We start from the raw sequence: 25,359 nt of genomic DNA, 5'->3' as shown, positions 1-25,359 counted from the left end.
ATCGCGGATCCCGAGAAGGACACCAGGTGATTACCTCTGCCCTGCCCACCCCGCGCGCCCAAAGCGGTAAAGGTGACCAGACGGCAGCCCTCGACGAGTCGATCACGGCCTGCGCACTCGCCGCCGGAAGGGGCGACGCCAACGCGGTCGAGCAGTTCGTGCGCGCCCTGCAGCGGGACGTCCAGCGTTACGTCGCCCATCTGTGCGCCGACCCGCAGGCCGCGGAAGACCTCGCCCAGGACACGTTCCTGCGCGCACTCGGCAGCCTGCACCGCTTCGAGGGCCGCTCCTCGGCGCGCACCTGGCTGCTGTCCATCGCCCGACGGGCCGTCATCGACAGCTACCGGTACGCCGCCGCCCGCCCGCGCCTGTCCGACGTAGCGGACTGGCAGTTGGCCATCGAGCTGTCCCAGCCGTGCGACCTGCCCGGCTTCGACGAGGCATCGCCCTGCTGGACCTCCTGGCGGCGCTCCCCGACGAGCGCCGGGAAGCGTTCATCCTCACGCAGATGGTCGGGCTTCCGTACGGGGAGGCCGCCGAAGTCAGCGACTGCCCTATCGGCACGGTCCGCTCCCGCGTGGCCCGTGCCCGGGCGAGTCTGATGGACCTGCTGGCGGACGGGGGCACCTCCCACGCCCTTGAGGCAGTGGGGGAGGAGGAGCCCGCCCGAGCGATGGCGGCGGTCTGAGCCCGGTCGGTACGGGGGGTGTCGGGGCGGCCGGCCCCGGCCCCCCTTCGCCCTGGGGCGGGCCCGCGCCTTGCGGCCTGAACGCCTGTTCCGATGGGCGGCGAGACAGCCGGACCCGGCATCGACGTCGCCCGCCTGCGCCGTGAACTGTTCGCGGTGACCCGCCGGGGTCGCATTCATGACGGCGGATCAGCAAGCTCCTGGCCATGGAGTCACTGGTATTGCCCTTAGGCTCGTTGGCATGGCGGGACCTTCGGTGGGGATCGAGCTGCAGCACACTGTGCCGGCTTCCGCGTTGCATCAGCTTCGCCTGTTCCTGGTGAGCGTGTCCGACTGGTTCGAGGAGCGGCGGCCTGGATCGTTCGATCTCGGTGTGGTGGCGGAGCGTCTGGGGATCGTCGACAGCAACCGTGACGGATCCCGGCCGTTCGCGGTGGTCGTGTCCGGGCCGGGCTTCGGTGACGAGGAGATGTTCGACGCGGAGCACGGGGACATGGACCTGCGCCCGTTCATCGGGTTCGCCCCGACTCATGACGTGGGCGTGATCGCGATGTCGAACGGCCAGGTCGATCATGTGGTGACGGCCCTGCTCGCCGCCGAGGTGATGGACATCGTCGGCGGGGTCGCAGGCGTGGAGACGCGCCGGGAGCAGGTCGCCGTCGTGGGGGGTTTGCCGGGGGCGATCGCGCAGATGGCCGACCCCAGCCCCGTCACGTTCGGATCCTCGGAACTTCTGCGCCGGTGGGCGGCTCATCCGGGATTCCGGTTGCTCAAGTAGGGAGGGCCGCGACCTCCGGCGGATGATGCACTGCCGACCGTGCGGCACGCTGCTTCCCCGTGGGCTGTGGCCCATCAACCCTCCCTGTTTCAAGGGAAGTTGACGGGGGAGGAAGGGGGTGGGGTGGGGGTGCGCAGAGGGGGGTCCGGTACCGGATGAGTCTCCGGACGTGCCTGAAGCGACGGGTTTTCCGTCATTCGACATGAGGCGGGCACATGAAGTGGCGTCGTTCGGTGAAGTCTGGTTCGTCCCCTGAGGGTCCGGCCTCGAACCCGGACCGAGATCCGGACTCGGACGCTGCGACCTGGGATCTGCAGCGACAGGTGGGGGAGCTGTTCTCCGAGGCGCAGGCGTTGATGATCGCTGGGCGCTCGGTAGACGCGGTGCCGTTCCAGCAGGAGGCCCGGAGGCTGATGTACCTGCTGGTCGGGCGGGACCATGACGACCGGGAAGCCAAGCGGATGCTCGGCAGCGTCCTGTACGGACTCGGCTCGACGCTGGCCAGCGCGGGGCAGCCGGACGAGTCCCTCGCGGCGCTCACGGAGTGCGCAGGCGTCTACGAGGAGCTCGGCGAGCTGGGCGAACCCGAGATGCGACCCCTCGTCGCCGATGTCCACGTGCGCAAGGCGTTGGTCCTGGCCGATCTGGGGCGCGGGGTCTCCGCCGTCATCGAGGCGGACCAGGCGGTCATGACGTATCTGGAGCTCGGCGCGGGCAGCAGCGACTCGCCCTTGTGCCTGGACCTCGCCCGGGTGCTCAGCCTCAACGCGAGCGTCCTGTACGACTACGGCGACCGTGACCTCGCCGTCTGTTCGGCGGACTGGGCCGTCCGCTTCTACCTTTCCCAAGCCGAAGCGCTCAACGAGGGCCCACAGACAGAGGCCTTCGTCCACGGACGGTACCTGCGGGGCTCCGCCGGAATCGCGGCGCGCGTGCACATCCAGCAGGGCCGGCCCGAGATCGCCCTCGCCGTCGGGGCGACGGAGGTGCACACCGCGAGGGCGATGGCCCTGACGAACGCCCCTGGGGATCTCGCGCATCTGGTGAACGCGCTCGTCCACCACGGACTGAATCTTCGCGAAGCGGGTCGTGGCGACGAAGCCGGGGAGTTCATCGGGGAGGCCCGTGAGCTCGACCCCCTGACCACGGCCGAGGCGACCCGGGCCTGGCAGTCCCTGACCGGACAGGACACCGGGAGCGCCGAGAGGTCGCCTTCGACGACCTTCGCCGCCGCACTGGCAGCCGCGGCACGCAGACTCGGGGACGACCGGGTGCCGTCGGTGCTGCGAGACCTCGCCTTCGACCCGGCGGACGGGGCGACAACCATGGTCCCCTCGCTGCGCTGCGAGAAGCAGACCGCACCCGCCGTGGCGACGTTGCTGGCCGGTCTCGCCGTCGATCTCCTGGACGATCCGGACCCGCACAGTGCGCGCGACGCCGGCCTCCTCGGGCGCGAGGCGCACTACCTCTTCGCCGCGGCCTCCCGGGCCCAGGTGTTGTCCATGCGCTACCAGTTCCACGACTTCGGGGCCACGTGGGCCCGGATGCTGCTGGCCCTCATTCCCGCCTTCGAAACCGGACCCGGAGGCGCGGTGATCGCCACGGACCTGGCCGGCTGGCTGGCCGGCATCACCCTCCGGCTCCAGCCGTTCGCCCTGGTGGACCAGGTGAGCGGCCGACTCGTCGAGGAGTGCAACGCTCTCGTGGAACGCCTGCTGCCGTGAAGTCGGGCAGGTCGTGTATCGAACCGGGCGTGGGTTCCTGGTGGGTTTGGGGTGCTTCGGCACTCGGGACGGGTGCGGCCCGTCCGATCTGCAGCGGAGCAGGCGATCGGGGTTGTCGCCTACGGCCCGGGGCATCTGAGCAGTAGCTGCAGTGCCCCGAGCGGTGCGGCCGCGGTTCGTCCGCGGTCGGTCGCGACGCTCCCCAGCAGCGCCTCCTGTCGCGGACGCCGGAGCGGACGGCGCGCGGCCGCCTCGGCGCCCTCCACCCGCCCGAGGTACCAATGGGCGAAGCGGCGCCGGGCTGCGGCCCGCTGACGACGGCGCAGGAGATCGCGGCGGACAGGCGGCGATGACACGTACGTACATGACATACGTACTCCTACCGACGTGTCCCTGACACCTGTGCCGTTTCCTTGCCTTCATGACGACACCGAGCGTGAAAGCGCAGATGCCGAAGAACGTCAGGCTGGCGATGGTGGGGGTATGGGTCCAGGCCGTGCTGAACCTGGCGGCGGGATTGCTGTTGCTGGCCGTGGTGAACGACGCGGTGGACCACGGTCAGGACGAGGGGGCCGGGCTGATCCGGTTCGTGGCGGTGCTGTCGTTGCTGATCGCGGGGGCGCTCCTGCTGTGCGGTGTTTTCGCGGGCAAGCGGTCGAACGGGATACGTGTCACGGTCATCGTCATCGAGGCGCTGAGCCTGCTCAGCGGTGTGCTGGGCCTGTTCCAGGGGGGCGGCGTCGGGGTCGTCCCGGGCATCGCCTTCGCTCTCGTCGTGCTGCGGGGCTTCAGTTCCGCGGAAGCCAGGAACTGGTTCGACCAGTGAGGTACGTGTCGAGGCGCGTATCCGGGCCGAACCACTCCGTCGTGCCGGTCGCCGCGGCCCTCGCCGTCGCCGTCCTGTTCACCGGGGGTTGTTCGAGCGCCCGGGGCACCTCCCTCACCGGGGATCCGTCCGGGAGCGCGACAAGGGTGTCCGAGTCGCCGAGCCCTTCGCCGACTCCCTCGCTCACTCCGCCGTATCCGACCGGGGCGTCCGGCTGCCACGACAACAAGGGGTGGACGGCCGAGGAATCCAGGGAGTGGGTCCGACGCTTCGTCGACACACCCAAGGAGGACTACGGGGACGGCGAGGTGAAGGTGGTCAGCCTGCCGGGGTACAACGGCCCGCTCTGCCGGAAGATCACCGTGCAGGTCGAGTTCTGGAAACTGGTCTACGGAGTCGCGAACGGAGACGACGGTGATCGGCTTTCGGACGGGAGGCGGCCCGACTACTACTTCGACATCCGCCGGGTGAAGCGCGTCGAACTCCGTACGGACGCCGGCGTCGAGCAGAAGATCGCCCTGCCCGCGTCCCTCTACGCGACGGACCGCAGCCCCTGTGAGGGAGCCCTGCTCTCGATCGCCGTGGGCAAACCGCTGGCGAGCAGGGAACTGCCCAAGGAGGTCGGGGTCGGCGGCGCCAAGGACATCTGGGGGCGCGCCACGGTGGACTTCCGGTCGCAGCGGGTCGCCGACTACGAACTGTCCGAGCCCTCGGCACCGCAGGTGTGCAGCCCGGATGGCAAGCCCACCGCGGACCCGGCCGATGTACCCACACCGGGCTCCCAGCCGACGGACCTGTACCCGACCGACCTGTACCCGACCGATCTCTACCCGACGCCCGACTACAGCTTCGACATCGACGACGTCCTCCGCTCTCCCACGCCATGAGCCGGGGCCGGGCCCTCCGCGGGGCCGGGCGCGCACCGATCACTTCGCCATATCAACAGGCCCTGCCGTAAGGCCAGTTCGGCAGGGTGGCCCGACCACTTCTTGGGAAGTTCACATGCGTATGCACACCGCGACCGCCGTCCTTTCCGGCGCCCTCGTACTCTCGACGCTCGTCCTTCCGGGCGCCGCCCAGGGAGCGGAGCACCCCGGGACGGCGACGGCTCTCAGAGCCTTCGCCTCGCAGAGCGTCCGGCCGAAGGACGGGCTGGGCGGCACCACGTTCAAGGACGGAGTCGTCAACAACGGCAAGGACGTCGTTCTCGGTGTGACGGGCAAGAAGGCCGTGCCTGTCACGTTCACCGCCTTCGACGAGGAAGGCGTAGCCCTCACCATGGCGTTCCTGTGGCAGGGCACCGACAGTTCGAGCACGGACACCATCACGGGCGCCCTGGGGACGGATGACAACCCCGTCTGCACGGAGACGCCGGTCCAGGGCGGTTACAGCTACAGCTGCAAGACGGTCTTCACCATCGACCCCGCGGTCGCCTTCAAGGACGGCAACGGCACCGCGGGGACCTGGAAACTCTTCCTGGGCGCCTACGACCTCTACGCGAACGCCAGTTACGACGACGACGTCGCAAGGACCAGGATCAAGCGTGCCGCCGCGCTGACCGCCGACGCCTCCCCCGAGCCGGTGAAGAAGGGCAGGACCATCACGGTCACCGGCAAGCTGAGCCGCGCCGACTGGACCACGGGCAAGTACGCGGGATACGCGAACCAGCCGGTGCAGTTGCAGTTCCGCAAGAAGGGCAGCAACACGTACACCACCCTCAAGACGGTCAACACCAGCAGCACCGGCACCCTGAAGGCCACCACCAAAGCCGTCTCGGACGGCTACTACCGCTTCGTCTTCGCCGGCACCACCACGACCGGCTCCACGACGGCGCCCGGCGACTTCGTCGACGTCAGGTAGGCGGCTTACGGCCTACCAGGCTCAGCCCTGGTCAGCGCGGCCGTCCCCGAAACGGCTCCCACCGCGGCGGCGGGCCATCAATGTGGCCAGGGCGGTACGCGAGGAGACCCCGGTCTTGCGGAAGGTGCGGGAGACATGGGTGTCGACGGTACGACGGCTGACGTAGAGCCGGTCCGCGATGGCCTGACTGGTGAGCCCCTGCGCCACCAGTTCGGCTATCTCCAGCTCCCGGGCGGTCAACGTGGCCAGCCGCTCGGTGAGTTCGGCGCGGTCCGGGGAACCGTACGGAGCCTCCAAGCCGCCGCCGGGCGGACGGGTGGCGTCGGCGAGGCCGACCAGCATTCCGCTGCCGCCCGCCTCGGCGAGCCGGCGCCCCCTGAGCCAGGCGTGCGTGCCGCCCCGGCCGCGACCCGCCGCCGCTTCCAGCGGGGCGCCGAGCAGCAGGGAGTGGGCCTCCCAGAAGACCGCGCCGGACCGGGCGCTCTCCGCCGCGGCCTCCGCGAACAGGTCCGCCGCCGCTGCCGTGTCCCCCTGCGCCAGCGGTAGATGGGCGCTGCTGCGCAGCGCGGACGCCCGCTGCATCGGCAGCCCCAGTCTCTCCGCCTCCTTCAGAGCCCGCTCCGCCCAGCCGCGGGCCTCCTCGGACCTGCCCGTCACCAGTGCGGAGGTGACCAGGATCTCCAGGTACAGCGGGCGCATCGACGGCTGGATCCGCTGCAGTTCGGGGCCGCCCGCCTGGAGCATCGCCTCCCGCGCGCGGACCGGGTCGCCGGCCATGAGCGCGGCCCAGCCGAAGATGCACCAGGCCGTGGACGCCCACCAGTCGACTCCGCTACCGGCCGCGGCCACCGCCTCCTCGGCGACGGCGAGGGGGCGTGGATCACCCGGCGGGCAGCCGGCGACGAGCGCCGAGGCCTTGCTCGCCAGTACGAACGCGAGCAACTGGTCGCTGCCGATCCCGCGGGCTATGTCCTCGGCCTGGTCGGCGAGTTCCAGCGCCGAGGAGATCCGGCAGGTCTGGACCCGGACATGGGACAGGCACAGCAGCAGATGGGGTACGACGTAGAGCTGACCGCTGCGGCGGGCGATGTCGAGGCCGCGCTCCGCGTGCCGCTCGGCGTCCGGGTAGTGCTCCAGGAAGGCCTCGGCCCAGCCGAGCCGGGCCAGGGGTTCGCACAGCGCGGTGAGATCGTTGTCGGGCAGGGAGTCGACCAGGGCGCCGGCCTGCCGGGCGAGCCGGTGCGCCGCGGTCATGTTGCCCTCGTACGCCTCTCCCAAGGCTGCCACGGCGAGGACGCCCGCCTCCCCGACCTCGTCCCCCATGGACCGGGCCGCCGCGAGCGCCACCTCGACCTCCGTGCGGACCTGGGCGTACGAGGTGTCGCTGTCCTGGGGCGCGGCCGAGCCGAGCTCCAGACCGAGCCGGACGACGTGGGCCGGTGCGGGGCCGCGGGCCAGCTCCCGGCGTAACAGGGCGACGGCCTCGGTGCAGCGCCCCAGATGACGCTCCACCAGCGCGCACAGGACGACCGCGCGCACTCTGAGGCCCTGGTCCTCTCCGGTGGCCGGGCCATCGGGTGACCGCCGCGGGGTGGCGATCAGCTCTTGGAGCAGGTCGCGACTCTCGCGCAGGCCACCGCACGCGGCCAGGGCGCGGGCCCGCCTCAGGACCAACTCACGCCGCCGGGCGGTGTGTTCGGGAGTGTGTGGAAGGTGGCGGATTGCCACATCGAGCCAGTGGGCGCAGCTCGCCGGGGCCGTTCGGGCGGTTCTCGCGGCGGCCTCTTCGAGTACGGCCACCGCTGCCGGGTCCCAGGCGGTCAGCGACTGTTCCACATGGTGGGCCCGCTCGGCGGCGGAGGCGCCTGCGCGCGCCAGTTCCTGCGCGGCGAGCCGGTGGATCTCGACGCGCCTCAAGAGGGGGTGTGCTTTCGTGGACGAGGGTTCGCACGACCGGATGACGCAGGGTCAGCAGGCCCTGCGGGGCGGAGCGCAGCAGGTCGCGGCGGGTGAGGGCGTGGACATCGGCGGTGAACGCGGCGCCGGAGTGGCCGGTCACCCGGCTCACCATCGCCGGGTTGGCGTGCTCGCCCAGTACTGCCACGGCCTCGACGATGCCGCGCCGGGAGGAGGTGAGCGCGGTCAGTTCGTCCAGCAGCAGGGTGCCGAGCCCGGGCGGCGCCGAGGACTCGGGCGCCGCACTCCCGCGGTGGGCCTGAAGGAGGGTCAGGAAGTAGAACGGGTTGCCCTCGCTCGTGGCGTACAGCGCGGCGGTCTCGGCGGGCGGCAGGCCCGGGCCGGCCAGTTCGGCGCAGTCGCGTGCGCTCAGCGGTCTCAAGCCGAGTCTGACGACCGTGCCGGTGTCGAGGCCTCGGGTGAGCCCGGCGGCGAGGGACTCGGGACTTTGGCGGTCACGACGGGTCACGGCCAGGACGACAGGGGCGTGCACGGGATGGCGTACCAGGTGGTCCAGCAGCTCCAGTGACGCCGGGTCCGCCCAGTGCAGGTCGTCGAGGGCCAGCAGCAGTCCGGACGGGGCGGCGAGCCGGGCGAGCAGGACGGCCGTGGACCGGTGCAGCCCGAAACGGTCGACCGCGCCGCTCCGCTGAAGCAGGGGAGCCACCGCCTCCGTCTCGGTCTCCTGGAAGCCGTCCGGGGCCTGCGGGTCGAGGTGGGCGAGCGCGTCGGTGAATACCTGGAACGGCACCTGCCGCTCGTACTCCGTGGCTCTGCCGCGCAGTACCGTCATTCCGCGTCGGCTCGCCCGTGCACAGACCTCGCCGAGCAGCCGACTCTTGCCGATGCCGGCCTCACCGGTGATGTCGACGAGCCGGGAGCGGCCGCTGTCACGGAACTCCCCGCCCCGCGTCGTGCCGCGCGCGCCGCCCGTCGCACGGTCGAGCAGCGCGTCGCACCGGGCCAGCTCGACGGAGCGGCCCAGCAACGGAGCCCCGTTCCCGCTGTCCTCAACTACCGCTTCGGCGACCATGGTTGCCCCTCTGTCTTTACGATTCCCCCACATACCATTCTCCCCCGGTGATCGTGGTAACCGTCGCGTCGGTGAACCGGGACGGGCGGATCTCGCAGGGCGAGACGCTGGTCGGGGCGGAGATGGGTGGTTCCCCTTCAGAGGTCGCAGCCGGCCTGCACCTCGCGCACGTAGGTGGGGCCAATTCCCGCCGAGCAGAAGGTGCGGACGGGGCTTGTTGCTGTCCGTTGTCCACTTCCGAACGCCCATTGCGGCCCAGGTCGATGACGGCCCCGACGGGCCAGTGTGCGGGCCCTGGCCACCGCATCCTGATCCGGGCACACCGATGATCAGCGCCCTCACTCCGGCCTGCCCGAGATCACCGCTACCCGATCGGGCGCCGCCACGCTTGCCGTGCCGTCGACCGCGACGGCGACGTCGAGTACGCCGCCGGCCACCCGCAGCTCCGTCAGCGTCAATGGGCCGTACGCGTCTGCGAAGGTGGGGCTACCGGCACCGTGCCGCCGGGTACATCCGCCTCCAGGCCGAGGGCTGCCTGGAGCGTCATGACGGATGCGGCTGCGCCGTCGGGCGTCGGGCACCAAACGTAGTGGGCGTCGAGGGTCGCCTTCACGCGGGTGCGGCCGGCGGCGAACGGGCGCGTTCCGTTCGCGGCACCTCCGCGGTCACGGACGCGATGTCCAGTGCCGCCCGTGCGGGTCGCAGGCGGGGGCAGAGACCTCAGGAAGTGCCGTCCGCGGGTACGGGTTCGGTGAACTGGTCGAACAGCATGACGGCAACCCTGGTGACAAGGGACCAGTTCTCGTCGCCGTGCGGGTCCGCCAGGTCTCCGTAGCCGGCGATCCACCGCATGTGGAAGCCGTCCAGCAGGGACGCGATGCTGGTGGCGAGGTGATCGACCTGGTAGGGCGCGCGCATGCGCAGACCGTAGGTGTCGAGCAGGGCCTGGTACGCCTCGCAGGCCACCTTCGTGAACGATTCGCCGTAGTGCCCGAGGGCCTCACGCACGCGGGGGTTCGCGGCGCTGGCATAGAAACCGAGCATCACCCGGTAGATCGGGTCCACCCGGTGGTTCTTGTGGTTGTCGGTCAGTACGTCGTTGAGGGCTTCCTGCCAGGTGACGCCGTTCTCAACGGCTTCCTGGAAGCGCCGGATGCTGTCGGGCAGGCCGGGGACCAGTTCCGCCTGCCGGGAGGTCAGGTGAAACAACAACTCGGCCTGGAAGTCGGCCTGAGCCGGCCAGATCTGGTAGATCGATCCCGTGGTGACCGCCGGCGCCGCCTCGTCGCCCAGCCGGTCCCGGATGATGCGAGTGGCCTCTTCCGTCACCTGCTTGACCCGCACGTGGGCCAGTGCGGCGGAGACCGCGGCCTCGCTGGTGTCGGCGGTTCCCGCACAGACGAGTTTGGTCGCCGCTTCCAGCATGAGAGCCCGAGTCTCCTCGAGCGATCGCCGAGGCAGTCTGCGCCTTCCGGCCTGCGTCGTCACACCCTCCCCCTCCTCTGCTTGATCGTTAAATCGAGCTGCTTGATCGTTAAATCAAAGTGAACCAAGGCGTTGACAGGGGGTAAGCCTACACCTAGATTCCCGGTTCGTAAGAAAGTTACGAAACCTCGGAAGGCCGTTTGAACAGGCCTTTCCGTGCCTCCGAGCCGCCCTCCGCGCTGGTCACCCCGTGCGCTCCAGGTCCCCGGCCGACCGTTCGATTCCTCGTTGTGCATGCCTCGGCATGACTTCCCTTCGCTCCGCTCTGGAGGTCTCGTATGCCCACCCATCCGCGTGTCCGAAGACTGGGCCTCATCGCCTCCCTCATGGCGCCCGTCCTGGGCCTCACCGCCTGCGGTGGCGCGCAGAGCCCGGGCTCGGCCTCGAACGGCGCCGCCGCGGCCGACTCGTCAGCCACTGCGGACACCCGCCCCTCGGCCGCCGTGGTGACCGACTATCAGAGTTACGTGGGAGGCAAGGCGGGCAAGGCCGACTCCGGTCGGTCCCCGATCACACTCGGCTGGGTGAACGTCGAGGGCGGCCCCGGCGGCAGCCCCGAGGCCACCCTGGGCGCCAAGGCAGCCGTTCGGTACGTCAACGAGAAGCTGGGCGGAATCGGTGGCCACCCGCTGGCGCTGAACGTCTGCACCGTGGTCTCCGCCGAGGAGGAGGGGCAGAAGTGCGGTCAGCAACTGCTCGGCGACAAGGCCGTTTCCGCCATCGCCCTCGGCAATCTGTACCTGGGCGACTCCTCCTTCAACTCCGTGGTGGCGGGCAAGAAGCCGGTTCTGGTCGGCGTCGCGACGGGGCCCACCCTGCCCACGGCGAAGAACACCTACAGCACCTTCGGCGACCTGCCGCACATCTTCGGCACCTGGGGCACGTACGCGCGTGACGTCCTCAAGGCGAAGACGGCGGCGGTCATCCACACGAACACCCCTGGCGACAAGATCGCCTCAAGCGCGGCGGTCAAGGGACTCGAGGCCGCCGGCCTGACCGTGAAGTCGGTCGGCTTCGACGCGCAGGCCACGGACCTCATCGGCCCGGTCACCGCGGCCGGCGCCAACTCCGCCGATGTCATCGTGCCCATCACGATCGGCTCCGGGTGTGTCGGAGTCGCCAAGGCACTCAAGCAGCTCGGCATCGACAAGCCCGTGGTGTCCACGCCCCTGTGCATGTCACCGGACGTGGCCAAGGGCCTGGGCGGTGATCTGCCCACATGGACGTACGGCGTCGCCCAGACGCTGCCGACCGACACCTCGGCCGCCGACTCCAAGGCGTTCCTGGCGGCATCCGGCCAGGTGGGGCTGGACAAGGCCACCGCGTCCCAGGTCTTCGCGCCACTGGGCTGGAGCACGATCCTGACCTACGCCAAGGTGCTCAACGCCGTGGGAGCCGACAAGATCACCCCGGCGACCGTCTCCGCGCAGCTGAAGAAGTTCACCGGGCCGGTCGTCATGGGTGCCGCCGAGGTCAAGTGCGCCAAGTACCCGGACGCCCCCGCGGTCTGCAACGACCAGGCGCGGTTCTACCAGTACAAGGGCAAGGGTGCCTTCCAGCCGCTGACCGACTGGCTCCGCCCGCCCCGGTGACCACCGTCCCACCGTCCGCCCGGGTCGCGTCCGGCCCGCGACAGACCTTCCCGTGCCGTGTTCCCGAGCCCGGCCACTTCGCTACGGACTCAGGAACACGGCGCTCCAGGAGTAAGCAATGGAACAGATCCTGCTCTTCGCCGTGCTCGGCCTGGGCCAGGGGGCGCTGATCGCCGGCATCGCGCTCGGTGTCGTGGCGACCTACCGGGGTTCGGGCATCATCAACCTGTCGACCGGCGCCGTCGCGATGGTCGCCGGTTACCTCTTCTGGGCCCTGAGCACCGGCTTCTTCGGCTTCTCGGTGCCGACCGCCGCCGCCCTGGCGGGGGCGCTCATGGCGGCGCTCGCGGTCGGTGTGCTCACCGAAGCAGCGGTGTTCAAGCCGCTGCGCGCGGTCTCACCCCTGGCCAAGCTGGCGGCGTCACTCGGCATTCTGCTCACCCTTCAGGCCGCCGTGGTGCTGGTGTTCGGAACCCAGCCCCAGCAGGCCCCCAGCATCCTGCCCTCCGGCACCGTCAGCGTCCTGGGGGTCACCACGCCCGTGGACCGTTTCATCCTGACGGGGCTCGTGGTCGCCGTCGCGCTCGCCCTCGGGGCCCTCTACCGATGGACCCGGTTCGGGCTCGCCACCCGCGCCGCCTCGGAGAACGAACAGGCGGCCCTGCTGGCCGGTCTGTCACCCAACGGCGTCTCCCTCGCCAACACCCTGCTGTCCGCGCTGATCGCGGGGCTGCTCGGCGTCCTGGCCGCACCCATCGTCCAGGTCGACTCGATCACTCTCCCTCTGCAGGTGGTCCCGGCCCTGGCGGCGGCACTCTTCGCCGGATTCACCTCACTGTGGATCGCCTGCTCCGCCGGCATCCTCATCGGCGTCCTGCAGTCGGTCGTCTACTACCTGTCCACCCAGAGCTGGTTCCCGACCGACAACGGCAACGCCATGCCCGGACTCCAGCAGCTGCTGATCTTCGTCCTGATGATCGTCGCGCTCTACGTGAAGGGGGCGGGCCTGCCGCGCCGCGGTGAACTCGTCGAGCAGCGGCTGCCCGCCGTACCGCTGCCGGACCGACTGCTGCGACCGGCCGTCCTGGCCACGGCCGCCGCCGCCGTCGCCCTGGTCGTGCTGCCGTTCGACTTCCGTCAGGCGCTGACGAACTCGCTGATCGGCGCGATCATCGTCCTCTCGTACGTCGTCATCACCGGCTACGTGGGACAGATCTCCGTGATGCAGCTCGCGCTCTCCGGCACCGCCGGTTTCGCCCTGTCCCACCTGGCGACCGGACTGCACATCCCCTTCCCCTTCAACGCCCTCGGCGCGACCCTGCTGGCCACGCTGCTCGGTGTGGCCGCCGGCATCTCCGCCCTGCGGGTCCGCGGTGTGAGCCTGGCCGTCGTCACGCTGGCCGCCGCGCTCGCGATGGAACAGGCCCTGTTCACCAACACCTCCTTCGGCGGCACCGCCGGAGTGACCGTGCCTCCTCCCCGTCTGTTCGGGGTGAACCTCGGTCCGGGGGCGGCCTTCCGCGGCCTGGACGGCAACGAACCCAGCCCCCTCTTCGGCTTCCTCGTCCTGTCCGTCGCCCTCGCCCTGGGCCTGTACGTGGCCAACCTCAGGCGCACCGGGCTGGGGCGGCGCATGCTCGCCGTCCGCTCCAACGAGCGCGCGGCCGCGGCGGCAGGCGTCAACGTACGGGGGGTGAAGATCGCGGCGTTCGCCATCAGCTCCTTCATCGCCAGCGCCGCGGGGACCCTGTACGGCTACAACTTCGGCTCCGTCAGCGCGGTCCGGTTCACCGCGCTGGCCGCACTCGGCCTCATCGGCTTCGCCTACATCGGCGGCATCACCATGGTGTCCGGAGCCGTCATCGCCGGGCTGATGTCCACCGAGGCGCTCGTCCCGCACGCCCTGGACAAGTGGTTCGGCATCAAGGGGACCTGGGCGCTGCTCTTCGCCGGCGTCTCCCTGATCGTGACGCTGATCGCGAACCCGGACGGCATCGCGGGCGCCAACCACCGCCGTAAGAAGGCCAAACGGGCCGCCCGCACGGCGAAAGCCACCCAGGCTGCCCTCGCCGTGAACGCCACGCCGGACACCGCTGGGGCCGAGGCGGCGCCCGCCCCCCAGGAGGTCGCACGATGAGCATGTTCAAGGTCCGTTCACTGGACGTCAGTTACGGCGGCGTCCACGCACTCAGCGATGTCGTCCTGGATGTCGCCGAGGGCCAACTGGTGGGGCTGATCGGTCCGAACGGCGCGGGCAAGACCACCTTCGTGGACGCGGTGAGCGGACTGGTCGGCGCCCGGGGCCGGGTGGAACTGGACGGCGAGGACCTGACCGGCATGCCCCCGCATGCCCGGGCCCGCCGAGGTCTCGCCCGCACCTTCCAGAGCAGCGAACTCTTCGAGGACCTCACGGTGACGGAGAACCTGCGCGTGACAGCGGAACACCCGACCTGGGTCAGGGCGTTCGGCGAGACCTTCGGCCGCCGCACACCACCGCCCTCCGCCGTCGCCGATGCCCTCACCACTCTGGGCCTGCAGGATCTCGCCGACGCATCCCCGGCCGAACTGTCCCAGGGACAGCGCAAACTCGTCGGCGTGGCCCGGGCCCTGGCCGCCCGCCCCCGCATCATCTGCCTCGACGAGCCCGCCGCCGGCCTGGACACCACGGAGAGCGCCGAACTCGGCCGCCGCCTGCGCGCCGTCGCCGACGCCGGTACGGCCCTGCTCCTCATCGACCACGACATGGGCCTGGTGATGGGCATCTGCGACCACCTGGTCGTCCTGGAGTTCGGCAAGGTGATCGCGGCAGGACCCCCGAGCGAGGTCCGCGACGACCCCGCCGTCATCACCGCCTATCTGGGCGCATCCGCCGTCCAGCCCGCCGACGCACCCCTACCGGACGCCGGCACTCCCTCTCTCGCCACCGGCCGACCCGGGGTTCCCAGCAGCGCACCGGAGACAACATGAGTACACCCGTCCTGGAAGTGTCCGGTCTCACGGTCGGCTACGACGGAGCCCCCGTCGTCCGCGATCTCGACCTCACCGTCGGCGCGGGCGAGGTCGTCGCCCTGCTGGGCGCCAACGGCGCCGGCAAGACCACCACGCTCAAGGCCGTCTCCGGGCTGCTGCGTCCCTCCGCCGGCACCATCGCCTTCACCGGGACACCCCTCGACCAGGTGCCGGCGGCGGCCCGCGCGCGACGAGGCATCGCACACGTCCCGGAAGGCAGGGGCATCTTCTCCTCACTGACCGTGGCGGAACACCTGCGGCTGGGACATCGGGGAGAACGGCTCGACGAGCAGGCGGCGTACGCCTACTTCCCGGTCCTGACCCGCCTGCGGGACCGCAAGGCCGGACTCCTGTCCGGCGGAGAACAGCAGATGCTCGCTCTGGGACGGGCGCTGGCCCGCCGTCCCAAGCTGCTGCTGCTCGACGAACTCAGTCTCGGCCTCGCCCCGGTCATCGTCGAGGAACTGCTGCCCGTCGTCCGGCGCTTCGCCGACGATTCCGGCTGCGGGGTGCTGCTCGTCGAGCAACACGTCGGCCTCGCCCTGGAAGTCGCCGACCGAGGCTGCGTCCTGTCCCACGGCGAACTCACCGTGCAGGCCACGGCCCGGGAACTGAGAGCGGACCGGTCCCGGATCGTGGCCGGTTACCTCGGCGCAAGTGCCTGACCGCCCCACCGGCACGGACCACGCCCCTCCACTCACCCTCTCCCAGGAGAATCATGTTCACTTTCGACAGCGGCAAGGACGGCATACGCATTCACGTGCACGACTGGCAGGCCGCCGGACCGCCGCGCGGCGTGGTGCAGATCGCGCACGGTATGGGCGAACACGCCGGCCGGTACGCCGCGCTCGCCCAGGCGCTGACGGCCCAGGGCTTCGCCGTGTACGCCAACGACCACCGGGGACACGGGCTCAGCAGGCACGCCGCACCCGGCCATCTCGGCCAGGACGGCTGGAACAGCCTCGTCGGCGACCTGGTGACACTCTCCGAGACCATCCGGGAGCGGCACCCCGGCCTGCCCCTGGTGCTGCTCGGTCACAGCCTCGGCTCCTTCGCCGCACAGCAGTACGTACTGCACCACTCCCATCTGATCGACGCCCTGGTTCTGGCCGGCACCACCGCGGTCGACGTGATGCTCGCCAACCAGGCGGCCGATACCGGGGACCCGCTCGGCGCCCTCAACAAGGGCTTCGAGCCCGCTCGGACGCTGTTCGACTGGCTCAGCCGTGACCCCGCTGCCGTCGACGCCTACCTCGCGGACCCGCTGTGCGGCGCCAGCCTCGACGGGGAGGGAATGCGGCAGGTCGCCGTCGCCTCGGCAGCACTCGCGCAGCCCCGGGGCATCCCGGCACACCTGCCTGTCTACGTCCTGGTCGGCGACCGGGACCCGCTCAACGCCGGGCTCGCGCTGAGTGACCTGCTCGTCGACCGCTACCGGAAGGCCGGTCTCACCGACATCACCTACCGTGTCTACCCCGAAGCGCGGCACGAGTTGTTCAACGAGACCAACCGCTCCGAAGTCGAGGGCGACCTACTGGCCTGGCTGGAGCGGGTACTCGCGCACAGCGAGAACGAGCGAGTGCTGCCGTGAGCAAGGGCCGTTGGGTCGACGCCGCGGTCGCCGTCCACCACGGGCACACCGTTCTCCATGGGGACAACGACTTCGCGACGGTGGCCGGAGTGCTCAAGGAAGTTCAGCAGCGAGACGTACTGGCCTGATCTCCTGGCTTTGCTCCACAGGCCCGAAGCGGCGGCTCGTTCGGCGCGGTGGCGGCGGCCAGTTACCGGGCGTTGGTGAGGATGTCGGCCAGTGCTGTGACGGCCTGCTCTGCGTCGGGGCCGTCGCCGCGGACGGTCACGGTGGTGCCGGCTGTGGCGCCCAGCCCCATCACGGCGAGGACGCTGGTCGGGTTGACGGTGCGGCCGCCGTGCTCCAGCTGTATGGCGCTGGTGAATCCTGCTGCGGCGCGGGCGAGTTGACCCGCAGGGCGGGCGTGCAGGTTGGCGGGCAGGATGACGGCGGTTTCGTGATGCGCCGCGGTCGTGGTGGTGGCGTCAGAGTTTGGGGACATTGCGGGCCTCCTTGGCGGCGTCGGCGACGGTCTTCAGGTCGGCGCCGGTCGCGGCGGTGACGACGGCTGCGACGGCTCCTTCGACGAAGGGCGCGTCGACGATGGTGACGTCGGGGCGGGGGTGGTCTTCCAGGACGGTGCGGGCGGTCAGGACTGAGCTGCCGAGGTCGGGGAGGACGACAACGCCGGCTCCCCGGTCGGCGTGCCGGATCGCGGTCAGGACGAGGTCGTAGCTGGTGCCGATCCGGCCGTCGTCGGTTCCTCCGGCGATGGCGAGGGGGACTGTGTCGGAGCCGATCTGCTCCACCAGCAGGCGAAGGCCCGTGGCGAGCTCGGCGCTGTGGGACACGAGTACGATGCCGACAGGATTGCTCATGAACAGGTACGTTAAATCTCGGAACGCTGTTCATCAATACTGAATCGAGGAGAAAATTTTCGATGGTGCAGGCGGTGCAGCGTGCGGTGCAGATCTTGCGGGAGCTCGCGTCCACCGGTCCTCGGCTGGGTGTGACCGAGCTGGCCGACCGCCTGGGCGTGGCCAAGCCCACCGTGCATGCGCTGCTGCGCACGCTGGAGGCCGAGGGGTTGGTGGTGCAGGACCGTGACAGCTCGAAGTACCAGCTCGGCCCGGACCTGGTGCAGTTGGGCAACGCCTACCTCGACACCCAGGAGCTGCGGACCCGCTCGCTGACCTGGGCGGACCAGCTCGCCACCCGGGCGAACGAGGCGGTGTGGGTGGCCGTGCTCACCGGCGACCACATCCTGGTGGTGCACCACGCCTTCCGACCTGAGGGCGCCGTGCAGATCCTGGAGGTGGGGGCCAGCATCCCGTGGAGCACCTGCGCCCTGGGCAAGGCCATCGTGGCCTGCGGCCCGGCATCCGAGCGTGACCGGCTGCTCGCGGGTGAGCCGGCCGTGCTCACCGGCGCCAGCATCACCGACCCGCAGGAGCTGGCCGGGCAGCTCAAGGAGGTTCTCCGGACCGGCTACGCGATGGAGGACCAGGAGTCCGCCATCGGGGACGCGGGCATCGCCTCCCCTGTCTTCGACCGATCCGGCGAGGTGGTGGGCGCCATCGGCATCGTCGGCCCCGTCGAGCGCCTGCTGGCCGAACCGGCACGTCAGGAGCTTGCCGTGGTGGTCCGCGAGACCGCCCGCAACCTCTCCCGCGACTTGGGCGCCCCCCGCGGGGGCGCCCGTATCACGGGGACCTGATCCGGCGGCAGCCCCCGCCTTCCGGCGCCCGGCCCCTCGGCATGCCGCCGGGGGGCTTTTCCCGTGTTCGGGACCCGGTGGTCGCCGAAGCTCTTGACAGGCGCGAAACGCGGCCTTAATTTCCGGAACAGTGTTCATCAATGATGAACGTCCTGCCGGAGGCGCTGAGCTGTCCGGTTCCCCTGGGCCGGCCGCCAGGATGCTCGACCCTGACCACCTGGCGGCCACCCGCACAGCCTGCTCAACGCGGAGGAGGTGAGCGCCCCGAGCCGAGCTCGGCACCGGGCGCCGTCCATGGAAGAAAACACCTACCCTCAGAAACTTCTCGCCGAATTGCTGGGCACCGCGGTGCTGGTGTTCGTCGGCGTCGGTTCGGTTCCCGCAACGCTCATCGTCGGCGGCGACGCACCGTTCACGATGGCGCAGCTGGGCATGATCTCGCTGGCTTTCGCTACCGCTGTGATCGCCATGGTCTATGCGATCGGCCATGTCTCCGGCTGCCAGATCAACCCGGCCATCACACTGGCGCTGGCTGTCACGAAGAAGATGCCCTGGCGGGACGTCCCCGGCTATGTCGCCGCCCAGGTGGCCGGGGCGGTGCTGGGTGCTCTTGCGATCGTCGGAGTGCTCGGGAAGAAGGCTGTCGACGTCGGCCTCGGTATCGCCGCCTACGGCACCGGCGTTGGTGCCGGGCAGGCCTTCTTCGCCGAGGCGGTCGGCACGTTCATCCTCGCCTTTGTCGTCTTCGGGGCCATCGATCGGCGCGCGGCCGGCGGTTTCGCGGGCCTGGCCATAGGGCTTGGCGTGTTCGCGATCATCATCCCGGTGGCACCCGCCACCGCGGCGTCCATCAATCCGGCGAGGACGCTCGGCCCGATGATCACTGGAGAGCTGTTCGGCGGACGGGTCCACTGGGATCAGCTGCCCGTCTACCTGGCCGCGGAGGTGCTCGGAGCCGTCGCTGCCGGCGTCTTCTACACCGCTCTCAACACCCATCGCAGCGCCGCCACCACAACCCCGGCCGAGAACCGGGACGTTGAGCCTGTCACCGCCGAAGGAGCCCTGTCGTGAAGAAGCTCATCAACGCGCCTGAGACGGTGCTGGACGATGCCCTGGCCGGGATCGCCGCCGCCCACCAGGAACTGACCGTCGACGCGGAGAACAAGGTGATCGCCCGCGCGGGCGGCACCAGGTCGGGCAAGGTCGCCCTCGTCTCCGGCGGCGGCTCCGGGCATGAGCCCCTGCACGGCGGTTTTGTGGGGCTGGGCATGCTGGACGCCGCCTGTCCCGGCGAGGTGTTCACTTCCCCGGTCCCCGGCCAGATGCTGGCCGCCGCTCAGGCCGTCGACGGTGGCGCCGGCGTGCTGTTCATCGTGAAGAACTACACCGGCGACGTACTCAACTTCCAGATGGCCGCCGAACTCGCCGGCGAGGAGGAGATCACCGTGGAGAGCGTGCTGGTCGACGATGATGTCGCCGTCCAGGACTCCAGCTTCACCGCCGGTCGCCGCGGCACCGGAGCAACCGTCTTCGTCGAGAAGATCGCCGGCTCCCTCGCCGAGCAGGGTGCCGACCTCGCCACCGTCGCCGAGATGGCCAAGCGGGTCAACGCCGCATCCCGGTCCTTCGCCGTGGCACTGACCGCCTGCACCACTCCCGCCTCCGGCAAGCCGGGCTTCGATCTGCCCGAGGACGAGATGGAGGTCGGCGTCGGCATCCACGGCGAGCCCGGTCGCCGCAGGGAGAAGCTCCGCCCGGCCAAGGAGATCGCAGCCACTGCCCTGGAGGCGATCCTCGCCGACCAGCCGCTGGCCGCCGGGGACGAGACCATCGTCATGGTCAACGGCCTGGGTGGCACGCCCCTCATCGAGCTGTACGTGGTCTTCAAGGAGGTCGCCGCCGTACTCGCGGGCAACGGAGTGGTTGTCGCTCGCAACCTCGTCGGGAACTATGTGACCAGCCTGGACATGGCGGGCGTTTCCATCACCGTGTGCAAGGCCGATGTCGACATGCTGTCCCTGTGGGATGCACCAGTGAACACCCCGGCACTGCGCTGGGGCATCTGAACCGAGCTGGGGGGCGGGGCCGCGCGACACCGAGGGCCGGGGACCACCCCCCGGGCCGGCCGAGACCCCACCCCCGCGATCCGTCCCCGCCCCCGGCTCACCCAACCGCGAACCCAGGCACCAAATGAACGGAGACTCCGTGGACACCGCCCTCGCCCGCACCTGGGTGCAGGCCATCGCAGCCGCCGTGGACCAGCACAGGGACCACCTCACCCAGCTCGACTCGGCCATCGGCGACGCCGACCACGGCATCAACATGCACCGCGGCTTCTCCGCCGCCACCAAGGCCCTGGCCGGACTGGAGCCGGACACCGTCGGGGCCGTCCTGGTCAAGGCGGGCACCACCCTCATCTCCAGCGTCGGAGGCGCGTCCGGTCCGCTGTACGGCAGCACGTTCCGTGCGATGGGCAAGGCGCTGGAGGCGCCAACCGTCGACTCACAGCAGTTCGCCGCCGCTCTTGCCGCCGGCCTTCAGAGCATCCAGAAGCTCGGCGCGGCAGAGCCCGGCGACAAGACCATGGTCGATGCCTATGCCCCCGCGGTGGCCGCCTTCCAACGGCAGGTCGACTCCGGCGGGGACTTCGCCGCGGCGGCCGGGGCCGCGGCGGACGCCGCCGAGCAGGGCATGCGCGCGACCACCCCGATGCAGGCACGCAAGGGCCGGGCCTCCTACCTCGGTGCCCGCAGCATCGGCCATCAGGACCCCGGCGCCACCTCCACCGCCCTGATCTTCCGTGCCCTCGCGGAGACGGTGGAGGCCCGATGACCCGCCGAGCCTAATCCGGGCGTACGGCCGCATCCGGTACAGCTCTGGGCTTCCTCCACCGCACTCACCGCCCACCGGCCCCCGCCCTGCTTCCCCATCGCACCAGCGGCGATCCTGCCCGGCGGATCACCGACGCCTTCGACGCCGTCGCCACCAGCCTGCTCGACCTGTCCGCCTCGCTGCGCGAGCAGGGCTGGGACGAACAGGCCGACATCACGGAGGTCAACGGCTGCCTCGCGCAGGACCCCGATCTGCGCGAACAGGCGCTACTCGGAACCCACGCAGAGCGGCAGCACCTCCGCGGCCGGGGACGTCGGTGACCCCACGCACGACTTCACCTTCAAGTCGGCGACCGGTCGCCAGACCATCACCTACGACCCGCAACTGCTGCCCATCCAGAACTCCGTCACCACCGACTCCAAGCTGACCACGTACTCGCTCCCGTTCGCGTTCACGCGTACCGTGGGGCGGCCGGCGAAGGACGCGGCTAGGTCGTCGCCAGAGCCTCCGTCGGTGTCAGGCGGGCCGCTCGCAGGGACGGGTAGACGCCCGCCAGCATGCCGATCAGGATCGCGCCGGTGAGGCCGGCCGTCACCGAGGTGAGGGGGATGACCGGTGGCCAGTGCTGGTGGGTGGCGTAGGCGACCGTCGCCAGCGTGCCCAGGGCGGTGCCGGTCAGGCCGCCGAGGGCTGACAGGACGACCGACTCGGTGAGGAACTGGGCGCGTATCTGGCCCCGGTTGGCGCCCAGGGCCCGGCGCAGGCCGATCTCGCGGCGGCGTTCGAGGACCGAGATGACCATGGTGTTGGCGACTCCGATGCCGCCGACGAGGAGCGCGACCCCGGCGAGTCCGAGGAAGAGCGCGGAGAACGTGGACGCGGTGGCCCGTTTGGCGGCCAGCGCGTCGGACGGGCGGCTGACCTGGACCACACCGGGCAGCGGGGGATTGATGGTGGCCGGCAGTACGTCCCGTACGGCCTCGATCTGGGACTCCCTGGCCTTGAGGTAGAGCACGGTCGGGTGGCCGTCGAACCTCAGCAGGGTGCGCGCCGCGTCCCAGCCGACCAGGACCGAGCGGTCGATGTCCGGGGAGAGCGGGGTCGTGGCGAGGATCCCGATGACCGTGAACCAGTGGCCCTCGACGTAGATCTGCGGGGCGGGTCGCCCGGTGGTGATCCTCGGGATGCCGAGACGGGAGGCGGCCACCGAGCCGAGGACGGCCGTGGGGAACCTCTCCGTGGCCGGGGTGAGGAAGCGGCCCGAGGCCACCCGCGCGTTGATCGTCCGCAGCAGGTCGAGTCTGGAGGCCAGGACGGTCAGGCCGGTGTAGTCGTCGGCGCCCAGACGGTCGTTGCGGAAGACCTCCATATGGGTGTTGGCCACCGCGCTGGCCGCCGTGACCGGCCCGATCCGGCGCACCATGTCCACCGACTCGGGGGGCAGCAGCACCGGCGGGTCCTGGTTGGCGGGTACGGCCTTGAGCATGTTGGTGCCCAGCGCGGAGAGTTCCTTCATCAGCGCTTTCTGACTGGACGCCGGGATCCCGGTGACGACGATCAGGGTGGCGATGCCGATCGAGATGCCGAGCGCGGACAGGGCCGCGCGCATCTTGCGGGTACGGATGCCCAGCAGCCCCAGGCCCAGGATGTCCAGCGGCGCCAGCCGCACCGGCCTGCTGTCGCCGACCCCGCCGGTGGCGTGCCGCCGCGTCGATGTGATGGTCATGACCAGCTTTCCATGCGGGCGTCGGCGTCGACGCGAGTGTCGGAGCGCAGGCGGCCGTCGCGGATCTCCACCCGGCGCGGCAACTGGGCCGCGATGTCACGGTCGTGGGTGATGACCGCGATGGTGGTCCCCTCGCGGTTCAGCGTGGTCAGCAGATCCAGTACGGCCACACCGTTCGCGGTGTCCAGAGCGCCCGTGGGCTCGTCCGCGAGCACCAGGACGGGCCGGTTGACGAGGGCGCGGGCGATGGCCACCCGCTGCCGCTCACCGCCGGAGAGCTGCTGCGGCAGATGACGGGCCCGGCGGGCCAGCCCCACCCGGTCCAGTGCCTCCAGAGCCAGCGGCCGGCGTTTGCGGCGCGGCACCCCGGCGTACAGCAGGCCGGTGGCGACGTTCTCGGCGGCGGTGAGCCCGTCGGTGAGGTGGAACTGCTGGAAGACGAAGCCGAGTCGGCGGCCCCGCAACGCCGACAGGCTGCGGTCGGAGAGCCGTGCCACGTCCTGGCCGTCGATCTCCACGGTGCCGCTGGTCGGCCGGTCCAGCGTGCCCATGATGTTCAGCAGCGTCGACTTGCCGGACCCGGACGGGCCCACGATGCCCAGCAGTTCGCCCTGTTCGACGGCCAGCCAGACGTCGTGGAGCGCCGTGACCCCGCCCGGGTACACCATGCTCGCGCCCTGCACCGCCAGCACCGGGGGCGCGCTCATGACGTCGTCACCACCCTGGTCCCGGCGCTGATGCCGGCACCGCTGATCTCCACCACGCCCTTGGAGAACATGCCGGTCTTCACCGCCACCAGCCGGCCGCCGGGCAACTGGACCGCGTAGCCGCCCTCGCGCAGCGCCGTCAGGGCCCCGATGGGCACGGTGAGCACGCCCTCGCGGGTCTCCGAGGTGAACTTCACCTGTACCGGGGCGGAGTTCAGTCCGCGCACCGCCGCGGTGTCGCGCAGGTCGATGCCGACGGTCAGCCGGGGCTGCCCGGAGGAGTCGTCGCCGTTCGAGGCGTCGGTCGTGCGGACGGTGGCGCCGATGGAGGCGATGGTGCCGGGGGCGGTGGAGCCGTCGGGCAGGCTCACCGTCACCGTGTCGCCCCGCTTCATCGAGCCCGCCTCGCCCGGGTCCACCTGGACGGTCACCGACTTGGCGGTGGAGGTGACCGTCATCAGGGTCCCGTCGGCCGGGTCGGCGAGCTGCGCCTGGACGCCCTCGACCCGTACGGCACCGGACAGCACCAGGACGTCACCGACGCCCAGCACACCGGTGGCCGGCATGCCGGCCGCGGTCTGCCACCGCTTGATCGCGGCGATGAGACCGGCGGTCAGGACACCGTCGCCGCGTTTGACCTGGACGGGGGTGGAGGGCGCCACAGGGGCGGAGGGGGAGGCGCTGGACGGTGCGCTCGACGGGCTCGCGGTGGCCGTCGGGGTGATGTGCCGCGGGGTGACCCAGGTGCCCACCGCGGGTTGTACGCCGATGTCGTAACCGAGTGCCCTGAGGTTGTCGGCCACCGTCCTCACGTCCGGCCCGGTGGTGTCCCTGGCCTCCAGGGTCCGGTACAGCGGTGTGCCGCCGTAGAAGAGCGGTACCGGCACGTTGTCCACCCGGTACAGCGGCCGGCCCCGGCGCACCGTGGCCCCCGTCGCAGGCAGCCAGGTGAGCAGGCCGTTCTTGCCGCCCTTCACCGTGGTGGCCCGGCCGTAGCCGAGATTTCCGTCCAGCGTCTGGGCGTTGGAGAGGTCGCTCCTGGTCACCACGGCGGTCGCGGTGTGTACGGCGGCGCCGCCGGAGGCCGGCCTCCCGCCGCCGTTCTGCCACGCGGTCACGGTCAGCGCGCTCGCCGCGACGACCGCCACGGCCACCACCCCGATGACCACCCTCCGTCTGCCCGGTGTCCCGCGCCGTCCGCTCGCAGGACGGGCGGCCTCCGTGTCGTCAGTGGTGGTCACCGAACGCCTTCACCTGACAAGCGACCATGATCTGGTCGTAGTTGGGGGCGTTCAGGCTCGCCCCGTCGACCAGGCCCCAGCCCCGGTCCGTGACCACGCTCTTGATGTGGTGCTCGTTCATGCACCGCACCATGGCCCGTGTGTCGTCGTCGAAGTCCGGGTTCTTGGCCGGGTCCAGCTCCGGCGGATCGAGTGGCAGCTTCCCCGCGCAGGCCTTCACGCCGGGGGCGTCCGGGTGCCTCTTGTACGTCTTGTCGACGCCGTGCTCCTCGAGGCAGGAGGTCCAGCCGTCCCACATGCGGTTGACGTCGTCCTGGGTGCTGTCCAGCCGGATCTGCGGCCGGCCCGCGTCGGGATCGGCGCTCGCACTGGCCGAACCGCCCTTCGCCGCAGGGGTGTTCAGTGAGGCGACCTCGTCCTTGCCGCCCTTGTCCGCGTCGTCGTTTCCGCCGGCGCCCCCGCACGCGGTGAGGAGGAGCAGGCCGGCCGCGCCGACGGAGGTGAACACCGCGGCTCGAGTGGAGGGTTTCAACATGGCGCAGACCATGGCCCGAAGTTATGACGATCCTGTCAGGACGCCGTCAGAAAGCCGTCTGACCTGATCCCGTCGTGCCT

General features: G+C 70.7%; 21 protein-coding genes and 4 pseudogenes. 17 read left to right on the top strand and 8 right to left on the bottom strand.

From position 1 onward, the window contains the following. Positions 1-26 precede the first annotated feature (26 nt). The 6 genes and pseudogenes from ABZ453_RS13440 to ABZ453_RS13415 all read left to right on the top strand — a co-directional run bounded on the left by ABZ453_RS13440 (position 27) and on the right by ABZ453_RS13415 (position 5,876). Positions 27-688 (top strand): annotated as a pseudogene (locus ABZ453_RS13440) (sigma-70 family RNA polymerase sigma factor). A 178-nt stretch (positions 689-866) separates the two neighbouring features. Further along, positions 867-1,466 carry a DUF6368 family protein gene (locus ABZ453_RS13435; RefSeq protein WP_359014635.1) on the top strand — a complete coding sequence of 200 codons (600 nt, stop codon included), beginning with the start codon at positions 867-869 and terminating at the stop codon, positions 1,464-1,466. 356 nt (positions 1,467-1,822) lie between these two features. Further along, complete coding sequence (locus ABZ453_RS13430) at positions 1,823-3,190, top strand: hypothetical protein (protein ID WP_359014633.1); 1,368 nt, start codon at positions 1,823-1,825, stop codon at positions 3,188-3,190. A 421-nt stretch (positions 3,191-3,611) separates the two neighbouring features. Beyond that, positions 3,612-4,016: a hypothetical protein gene (locus tag ABZ453_RS13425; protein ID WP_359014631.1), complete on the top strand. Its 405-nt coding sequence runs from the start codon at positions 3,612-3,614 to the stop codon at positions 4,014-4,016. A 5-nt stretch (positions 4,017-4,021) separates the two neighbouring features. Then, positions 4,022-4,903, top strand: a complete 882-nt coding sequence (locus tag ABZ453_RS13420) for a hypothetical protein (protein WP_359014629.1) — start codon at positions 4,022-4,024, stop codon at positions 4,901-4,903. A 115-nt stretch (positions 4,904-5,018) separates the two neighbouring features. Then, positions 5,019-5,876, top strand: a complete 858-nt coding sequence (locus ABZ453_RS13415; RefSeq protein ID WP_359014627.1) for a hypothetical protein — start codon at positions 5,019-5,021, stop codon at positions 5,874-5,876. Between the two features lie 21 nt (positions 5,877-5,897). Here ABZ453_RS13415 and ABZ453_RS13410 read toward each other — a convergent pair. Both ABZ453_RS13410 and ABZ453_RS13405 read right to left on the bottom strand, forming a co-directional pair. Continuing rightward, positions 5,898-8,865, bottom strand: a pseudogene (locus ABZ453_RS13410) (AAA family ATPase). 720 nt (positions 8,866-9,585) lie between these two features. Next, positions 9,586-10,290 (bottom strand): hypothetical protein, encoded by a 705-nt coding sequence (locus tag ABZ453_RS13405; RefSeq protein WP_359014625.1) that lies wholly within the window; start codon positions 10,288-10,290, stop codon positions 9,586-9,588. A gap of 338 nt (positions 10,291-10,628) precedes the next feature. Between ABZ453_RS13405 and ABZ453_RS13400 the strand changes: the two genes are divergently transcribed. From ABZ453_RS13400 to ABZ453_RS13375, 6 genes and pseudogenes are all read left to right on the top strand, one after another. Then, positions 10,629-11,942, top strand: a complete 1,314-nt coding sequence (locus ABZ453_RS13400; RefSeq protein WP_359014623.1) for an ABC transporter substrate-binding protein — start codon at positions 10,629-10,631, stop codon at positions 11,940-11,942. Between the two features lie 118 nt (positions 11,943-12,060). Continuing rightward, a complete protein-coding gene (locus ABZ453_RS13395; protein WP_359014621.1) occupies positions 12,061-14,079 on the top strand; it encodes an ABC transporter permease in 2,019 nt (672 codons plus the stop codon). Continuing rightward, positions 14,076-14,909 (top strand): ABC transporter ATP-binding protein, encoded by an 834-nt coding sequence (locus ABZ453_RS13390; protein WP_359014619.1) that lies wholly within the window; start codon positions 14,076-14,078, stop codon positions 14,907-14,909. Before ABZ453_RS13395 ends, ABZ453_RS13390 begins: the two co-directional genes overlap by 4 nt. Continuing rightward, on the top strand, positions 14,906-15,616 hold the full coding sequence (locus tag ABZ453_RS13385; protein WP_359014617.1) for an ABC transporter ATP-binding protein: 711 nt from the start codon (positions 14,906-14,908) through the stop codon (positions 15,614-15,616). The genes ABZ453_RS13390 and ABZ453_RS13385 overlap by 4 nt, the downstream gene beginning before the upstream one ends. A 53-nt stretch (positions 15,617-15,669) precedes the next feature. Next, entirely contained in the window at positions 15,670-16,542 is an 873-nt protein-coding gene (locus tag ABZ453_RS13380; RefSeq protein WP_359014615.1) for an alpha/beta hydrolase, read from the top strand. Between the two features lie 23 nt (positions 16,543-16,565). Further along, positions 16,566-16,670: pseudogene (locus ABZ453_RS13375) on the top strand (VapC toxin family PIN domain ribonuclease); the annotation flags it as partial. Between the two features lie 62 nt (positions 16,671-16,732). Here ABZ453_RS13375 and ABZ453_RS13370 read toward each other — a convergent pair. Further along, positions 16,733-17,023 carry an HPr family phosphocarrier protein gene (locus tag ABZ453_RS13370; RefSeq protein ID WP_359014613.1) on the bottom strand — a complete coding sequence of 97 codons (291 nt, stop codon included), beginning with the start codon at positions 17,021-17,023 and terminating at the stop codon, positions 16,733-16,735. Continuing rightward, on the bottom strand, positions 17,007-17,399 hold the full coding sequence (gene dhaM / locus ABZ453_RS13365; RefSeq protein ID WP_359014611.1) for a dihydroxyacetone kinase phosphoryl donor subunit DhaM: 393 nt from the start codon (positions 17,397-17,399) through the stop codon (positions 17,007-17,009). Before dhaM ends, ABZ453_RS13370 begins: the two co-directional genes overlap by 17 nt. A gap of 62 nt (positions 17,400-17,461) precedes the next feature. Between dhaM and ABZ453_RS13360 the strand changes: the two genes are divergently transcribed. The 5 genes and pseudogenes from ABZ453_RS13360 to ABZ453_RS13340 form a co-directional block, all read left to right on the top strand. Next, positions 17,462-18,238, top strand: coding sequence for an IclR family transcriptional regulator (locus ABZ453_RS13360; RefSeq protein WP_359014610.1), 777 nt, complete (start codon positions 17,462-17,464; stop codon positions 18,236-18,238). Positions 18,239-18,532: 294 nt separating this feature from the next. Continuing rightward, positions 18,533-19,309, top strand: coding sequence for an aquaporin (locus ABZ453_RS13355; protein ID WP_359014608.1), 777 nt, complete (start codon positions 18,533-18,535; stop codon positions 19,307-19,309). Further along, entirely contained in the window at positions 19,306-20,304 is a 999-nt protein-coding gene (gene dhaK / locus ABZ453_RS13350; protein ID WP_359014606.1) for a dihydroxyacetone kinase subunit DhaK, read from the top strand. The genes ABZ453_RS13355 and dhaK overlap by 4 nt, the downstream gene beginning before the upstream one ends. Positions 20,305-20,428: 124 nt before the next feature. After that, the gene (gene dhaL, locus ABZ453_RS13345; protein WP_359014604.1) at positions 20,429-21,070 is read left to right on the top strand and encodes a dihydroxyacetone kinase subunit DhaL; all 642 of its coding nucleotides are present in this window, start codon (positions 20,429-20,431) and stop codon (positions 21,068-21,070) included. Positions 21,071-21,099: 29 nt separating this feature from the next. Further along, positions 21,100-21,390: pseudogene (locus ABZ453_RS13340) on the top strand (hypothetical protein); the annotation flags it as partial. A gap of 167 nt (positions 21,391-21,557) precedes the next feature. Here the strand turns inward: ABZ453_RS13340 and ABZ453_RS13335 are convergent. Genes ABZ453_RS13335 through ABZ453_RS13320 form a run of 4 tightly spaced genes read right to left on the bottom strand, consistent with a single transcriptional unit; the run spans position 21,558 to position 25,279 of the window. Then, positions 21,558-22,796 (bottom strand): ABC transporter permease, encoded by a 1,239-nt coding sequence (locus tag ABZ453_RS13335; RefSeq protein ID WP_359014602.1) that lies wholly within the window; start codon positions 22,794-22,796, stop codon positions 21,558-21,560. Beyond that, entirely contained in the window at positions 22,793-23,503 is a 711-nt protein-coding gene (locus ABZ453_RS13330) for an ABC transporter ATP-binding protein (protein WP_133041173.1), read from the bottom strand. The genes ABZ453_RS13335 and ABZ453_RS13330 overlap by 4 nt, the downstream gene beginning before the upstream one ends. After that, positions 23,500-24,744: a hypothetical protein gene (locus ABZ453_RS13325; protein ID WP_359014600.1), complete on the bottom strand. Its 1,245-nt coding sequence runs from the start codon at positions 24,742-24,744 to the stop codon at positions 23,500-23,502. Before ABZ453_RS13325 ends, ABZ453_RS13330 begins: the two co-directional genes overlap by 4 nt. Beyond that, entirely contained in the window at positions 24,731-25,279 is a 549-nt protein-coding gene (locus ABZ453_RS13320; RefSeq protein WP_359014598.1) for a hypothetical protein, read from the bottom strand. The genes ABZ453_RS13325 and ABZ453_RS13320 overlap by 14 nt, the downstream gene beginning before the upstream one ends. Between the last annotated feature and the right edge of the window lie 80 nt (positions 25,280-25,359).

Source organism: Streptomyces sp. NPDC005799 (genome assembly GCF_040630525.1).
Taxonomy (GTDB): Bacteria; Actinomycetota; Actinomycetes; order Streptomycetales; family Streptomycetaceae; genus Streptomyces; species Streptomyces griseorubiginosus_B.
This window is presented reverse-complemented; position numbering and strand designations above follow the sequence as displayed.